This is a genomic window from Exiguobacterium indicum HHS 31, from assembly GCF_001939065.1.
Lineage (GTDB): Bacteria > Bacillota > Bacilli > Exiguobacteriales > Exiguobacteriaceae > Exiguobacterium_A > Exiguobacterium_A indicum.
Genome location: NZ_MPSZ01000015.1, coordinates 25,408 through 31,476, shown reverse-complemented (window position 1 = coordinate 31,476; position 6,069 = coordinate 25,408). Strand labels below are relative to the sequence as shown.

5 protein-coding genes are annotated in these 6,069 nt (G+C 50.8%); all 5 read right to left on the bottom strand.

All coding sequences use genetic code 11. The features are described 5' to 3' along the window. On the bottom strand, positions 1–421 hold a 421-nt coding region (gene yycH, locus N179_RS16400; RefSeq protein ID WP_244150249.1), incomplete at its 3' end, for a two-component system activity regulator YycH. Further along, a complete protein-coding gene (gene walK, locus N179_RS16395; RefSeq protein ID WP_055969786.1) occupies positions 418–2,268 on the bottom strand; it encodes a cell wall metabolism sensor histidine kinase WalK in 1,851 nt (616 codons plus the stop codon). The genes walK and yycH, both read right to left, overlap by 4 nt. A 2-nt stretch (positions 2,269–2,270) precedes the next feature. After that, entirely contained in the window at positions 2,271–2,978 is a 708-nt protein-coding gene (gene yycF, locus N179_RS16390; protein ID WP_023469844.1) for a response regulator YycF, read from the bottom strand. Between the two features lie 225 nt (positions 2,979–3,203). Then, positions 3,204–4,496, bottom strand: coding sequence for an adenylosuccinate synthase (locus N179_RS16385; protein ID WP_035395447.1), 1,293 nt, complete (start codon positions 4,494–4,496; stop codon positions 3,204–3,206). Positions 4,497–4,707: 211 nt separating this feature from the next. Then, a complete protein-coding gene (gene dnaB / locus N179_RS16380) occupies positions 4,708–6,060 on the bottom strand; it encodes a replicative DNA helicase (RefSeq protein ID WP_023469846.1) in 1,353 nt (450 codons plus the stop codon). Between the last annotated feature and the right edge of the window lie 9 nt (positions 6,061–6,069).

Below are 6,069 nucleotides of genomic sequence, written 5' to 3'. Positions count from 1 at the left end.
AGAGCCGTTTGATCGGTTCCGAGAAGGCGATTTGTTTTTCTCCGAGTAACTCTTCAAGAATCGTCGCACTGATTGGCGTTGGAAAGATCATTTCGACACTTCGGTCACCGACCGGGATGTTATTCGCTTTATCCGTCAAGACAAGGACACCGATGTTAAACGACGCACCGATTCGGTTAAGGAAGGTCCGACCGATGATTTGTGTCTGATAGATCCCTTCCTGATCCGAATAGACGAGTAGTTCCGGGTTAATCAGTTGGTTGCTTTCAATCGTCTTTGAGGCATCGATCTCGTTGAACGAGACCTGTTCCCGCTCGATTGATTCACTGCTTGGATGATAGGTCCAGAGCATCGCTGTCTGAGCGATCGAACCGGCGACAAGCAGGACGAGTAACAGCGAACTCCAGTGTTGTTTCTTCATCCGGCATCCACCTCTTCGATCACCTCATACGGAAGCGTGAAGTAAATCGTCGTGCCGCGTCCCCATTCACTTTCTGCCCAGATGTCGCCACCATGTGCCGAAACGACGTCTTTTGCAATCGACAGACCAAGACCGGTGCCGCCGATTTTACGGGCACGGGCTTTATCGACACGATAGAAGCGTTCGAATATTTTTTGGAGATTCGCTTTCGGGATTCCGACACCTTCATCCTTGATGCTGATGACGATCCGTTTTGCCCGGAGCATCGTCCGGACAGTGATAGTTCCGCCTTCCGGTGAGTACTTGATTGCATTCGTCAGGATGTTGTCTGCGACTTGGATCAATTTATCCTGATCCCCACGGATATAGACTTTCCGCTTCATGATCTTACGACGGAAACGAATCCGTTCCGGCTTCGTCATGTCATGGCGATCGAGAATCTCATTCAGGAACTGAATGTAATCGAAGCGGACCTTGTTCATTTTGTATTCCTTACTGTCCATCTTCGACAGTTGTAAGAGATCGGTAACGAGGCGGATCATCCGCTCCGTCTCGTTTTGTGTCGTCTCAAGGAAACGCGGTGCGAGTTCCTCGTCCTGATACGCTCCTTCTGCCAAGGCTTCGAGATAGCTGCGCATCGTCGTCAGCGGTGTCCGGAGCTCGTGACTGACGTTCGCGACGAATTCGCGACGATCCTGTTCGACTTGCTCCTGTTCCGTGACGTCATGCAGGACGACGATCATCCCGGTAATCGGACCACTGTGTTTCTTGACGGGCGAGAAGAATGCCCGGACGAGGAACAGTTCATCCTCACTGCTGAAATCAAGCAGACGCGGTGGCATCGTACCGTCTTCCGGAATCATGAAATCGTCACCGAGTGCCAGTAAGTCCTTCAGGTTCGTGCCGACGACGCTCGCATCATCTGCACCGACGATATCCTTCGCTTGATCGTTCATCAAGATGACGCGAAGCGTCCGGTCCGTCGCGATGACGCCATCGGTCATGTTCTCTAGGACACTCGTCAACTTCCGCCGTTCGGCTTCCGTCGTCGCGTTTGCTTCGAGTAACTCATCCGTCAATTCGTTGAACGAACGAGCGAGCTGACCGATCTCATCGTCCGAATAGACCTTAACCTTCCGCGAGAAGTTCCCGCGTCGCATCTCGATCGCTTGACGCCGCATATCGGAAATCGGGCGCGTGATCGTCCGCGACAGCAACACACCGAGAATTGACGTGATGACGAGAGCGATGACCGTTCCAGTCGCAAGAATCCGCGTGACCTGTTGCATCTGCGAATAGATCGACTCCATCGAGGCGCGGACATAAATCATCCCGGTCGTGACGCCGTCTCGTTCCGAGGTGACCGGTACGGCAAAGATCCGGATCTTATCCTCTGATTCCGGATCAAGCACGGTGTCCGTCCGGGTCGAGCTCGTTGCCTGTGCTTTTTTAATCAATGAATTCGTCGCTCGTTGTCCGACCGCCGACTGGTTCTCGTTATCCGATGTCGCCTGGATGATCGAGTCCTGGTCAATGATTTGAACTTCGAGGATGTCGTTCCTTGAGGTGGAGCCATTACTAAACTCAGACAGCAGTTGCCCTAGTGATTGGGACAACTGCCGTTTGGAGGCTTCATCATCGCCTGTTTTATCGAATTCCTTCCCGACGTTATAGGCGACAAGACCTGCCCGGTCCTCGACCGACTTCGAGAAGTTCGTAATGTACTGCTTTTCAAGGGAACGAACGAAATAGACGCCAATGACCTGCATCGCCACTAAGATCAATAAGGCATAGATGACGACGAGTTTCCATTGGATGGATTTAAAGAAGTTCGTTCCTTTTAACATCGTTATTCATTCTCCCCGTCTTGGAGATAGTAGCCGACACCACGACGCGTCATGATATAGACCGGCGTACTTGGGTTGTCTTCGACTTTCTCACGGAGACGACGTACCGTTACGTCGACTGTCCGGACGTCACCGAAGTAGTCATAGCCCCAGACCGTCTGTAACAAATGCTCACGTGTCATGACTTGACCGATGTTTTTCGCGAGGTAGTGCAACAATTCGAACTCACGCTGCGTCAGCTCGATTTTTTGATCCTTCCGTGTCACCGTATGCGAATTCGTATCGATATACAGTTCTCCGACTTTGAGTGGACCTGGTCCAACCGGTTGTGGTGTAGCTTCCGGACTCGTGTTGCGTAAGTGGACTTTCACACGGGCAAGTAACTCGCGCGAGCTAAATGGCTTCGTCACGTAATCGTTCGCACCAAGCTCAAGACCAAGTACCGTATCGATTTCGGAATCCTTCGCTGTCAACATGATGATTGGAATCTTCGACGTCTTCCGGACTTCCCGGCAGACCTCCATCCCGTCCATTAACGGGAGCATGATGTCGAGCAACATCAAATCCGGTTTGAACTCCTCGAATTTCTCTAATGCCTCCACGCCGTCATTTGCGATCGCGACCTGGTAGCCTTCTTTTTCTAATTTAAACTTGAGTATATCTGCAATCGGTAACTCGTCATCGACGACTAGAATTTTGCGTTCCGTCACTGGGTGTGCCCCCTTAAAAATTTCTATTCAATCTATTTTACCTGTTTTTTCGGCATATAGAAAGGTGGCGACGGAAACTCCCGGCGCCACTCTCTCTACTGTTCGTCGTCTCACGAGAGAGGTTCCACGTGAAACACTGTATTCAGTATACCTGTTTTTGCTTCCGTTTGTGAACCATTTCGCACAAAAAACAGCCTCTTGCAGGAGGCAAGAGGCTGTTGAGACTTATGCTTCTTCGTAGAGATCACGCAAGACGACTGTCTGTTCACGACCCGGTCCGACCGAGAACGTGACGAGCGAGATACCTGTGAGATCCGCAATCCGCTTAACGTAGTTCTGTGCGTTCAACGGTAGATCTTCAAAGCGACGGACACCTGTGATGTCCTCTTTCCAGCCCGGCAGTTCTTCGTAAACTGGAACACATGCCTCGAGATCACGGAAGCTTGCTGGGTACTCATCGATCTGTTTACCGTTGAATTCGTACGATGTACAGATCTTCAACGTGTCGAGTCCTGTCAAGACGTCGATCGAGTTGAGCGCAAGATCCGTCAATCCACTTGTACGGCGCGAGTGGCGAACGACAACAGAGTCGAACCAACCGACACGACGCGGACGTCCTGTCGTTGTTCCGTATTCACGACCGACTTCACGGATTTGGTGCCCGATGTCATCGAACAATTCCGTTGGGAACGGACCGTCACCGACACGTGACGTGTACGCTTTACAGACACCGACGACGTGGTCGATCCGAGCTGGACCGACACCGACACCTGATGCGACACCGCCAGCTGATGCGTTCGACGATGTAACGAACGGGTACGTTCCGTGGTCAAGGTCGAGTAAGACACCTTGTGCGCCTTCAAACAACACTTTTTCGCCGTGATCAAGGCTATCGTTGACGACGACGGATGTATCGCAGACGTATTTCGCGAATTCTTGTCCATACGCATAGTATTCTTCGAAGATATCGTCGAACGCGACTGGTTCAGCGTCATACATCTTCGTGAACATCCGGTTCTTTTGGTCGAGAACGATCTTCAACTTCTCAGCGAACGTTTCTTTGTCGAGTAAGTCTGCCATCCGGATTCCGATTCGTGCGGCTTTATCCATGTAGCACGGTCCGATTCCTTTTAGCGTCGTTCCGACTTTTGCGTCGCCCTTCGCTTCTTCTTCTAACTGATCCTGCAACTGATGATACGGCAAGATGACATGCGCCCGATTCGAAATTAACAAGTTATCCGTTGAGACACCACGATCGTGCAGATACTTCAATTCCTTGACGAGTGATTTCGGGTTAACGACGAGACCGTTCCCGATGACACATTTCTTATCCGAGTAAAAAATACCTGATGGGATCAAGTGCAATTTGTACGTCTCGTTATTGAATACGATCGTATGTCCTGCATTGTCTCCACCTTGATAACGTGCTACGACGTCGGCTTGTTTCGAAAGAAAATCGGTGATTTTCCCTTTTCCTTCGTCGCCCCACTGTGTTCCGACTACTACTACTGATGACATCTTATCATCCACCTCCACGTACGATTCAAAACCACGACTAAGTGTAACGCGATAAAAAAAAGAAGTCAACCAAATACCGAACAATTAATTGTTACAATTCTCTTTCGTTCGTTTAATTATCGTTTTTGATGAATAAACTGAGAATCTTTAGGTGAAAATAAAAAAAGCTACGTTTTATCTCCGATTGATCGAAGACAAAACGTAGCTTGGATTAAGCTGGTGGCGCGTACGAGTTGCTTGGCTCGAGATCCACGAACTTGTTGAATTCTTTTCGGAAGGCGAGTTTGACCGTTCCGGTTGGACCATTCCGCTGTTTTGCGATGATGATCTCAATCGTATTCGCATCTTCCGTTTCTTTATTGTAGTAATCGTCACGATACAAGAAGGCGACGATATCGGCATCTTGCTCGATCGCTCCCGATTCCCGGATATCCGACATCATCGGTCGTTTATCTTGACGACTCTCAACCCCACGGGAGAGCTGCGATAAGGCGATGACGGGGACTTCGAGTTCACGCGCGAGTGATTTCAAGGAACGGGAAATTTCCGAGACCTCTTGTTGACGGTTGTCGCTGGAGCGACCATTCCCTTGAATCAGCTGCAAGTAATCGATCATGATCATCCCAAGCCCGTGCTCCTGCTTCAAACGACGGCACTTCGCCCGGATATCGTTGACCCGAATCCCTGGTGTATCGTCGATGTAGATGCCGGCTTGAGACAGGTTACTCATCGCAAGCGATAACTTGCCCCAGTCCTCTTCTTCGAGTTGACCAGTCCGGAGTCGTTGCGCATCGACGTTTCCTTCGGCACAGAGCATCCGCATGACGAGCTGTTCGGCACCCATCTCAAGACTAAAGATGGCGACGTTCTCGTCAGCGCGTGTCGCGACGTTTTGCGAGATGTTCAAGGCAAACGCCGTCTTCCCGACCGATGGACGTGCTGCGACGATGATTAGATCGTTACGCTGGAAGCCGGCCGTCATCTTATCGAGATCCTGGAAACCGGTCGGAATCCCCGTCGTCTCGCCGCTTTGTTTATGCAATTTATCAATCGTTGCATAGGCACTCGTCAAGACGTCCGAGATCGGGATGAAACTCGCGCTCCCTTTTCCTTGTGATACTTCGAGAATCTTCCGTTCTGCCTCATTCAGCAGGACATCGACCTCGTTTTGCCGCTCGTATCCGTCAGTGACGATTTCACCCGCCGTCCGAATGAGACGCCGAAGCGTCGACTTCTGGTCAACGACGTTAACGTAGTAATTGATGTTGGCTGCGGTTGGTACACCTTCCGCTAGTTCCGCTAGATACGGTAGACCACCGATCTCATCTAGGATGCCAAGCGTACTCAGCTCGGCTGTGACCGTGACGAGGTCGATTGCTTCGCCTCGGTCGGACAGTACGAGCATCGCTTCGAAGATCCGTTGGTGAGAGGCACGGTAAAAGTCCTGCGGTAACAGACGTTCTGATGCACTGATCAAACGATCCGCATCAATCATGATCGCCCCTAGGACGGCTTGTTCTGCCTCGATACTTTGGGGAGGCATATTTTGCATGACTTCACTCATCACCGTTCC

Bases quoted from the DNA above. Each gene is read 5' to 3' on its own strand.
- dnaB (WP_023469846.1), bottom strand. From the start codon at position 6,060: ATGAGTGAAGTCATGCAAAATATGCCTCCCCAAAGTATCGAGGCAGAA.
- walK (WP_055969786.1), bottom strand. From the start codon at position 2,268: ATGTTAAAAGGAACGAACTTCTTTAAATCCATCCAATGGAAACTCGTC.
- N179_RS16385 (WP_035395447.1), bottom strand. From the start codon at position 4,496: ATGTCATCAGTAGTAGTAGTCGGAACACAGTGGGGCGACGAAGGAAAA.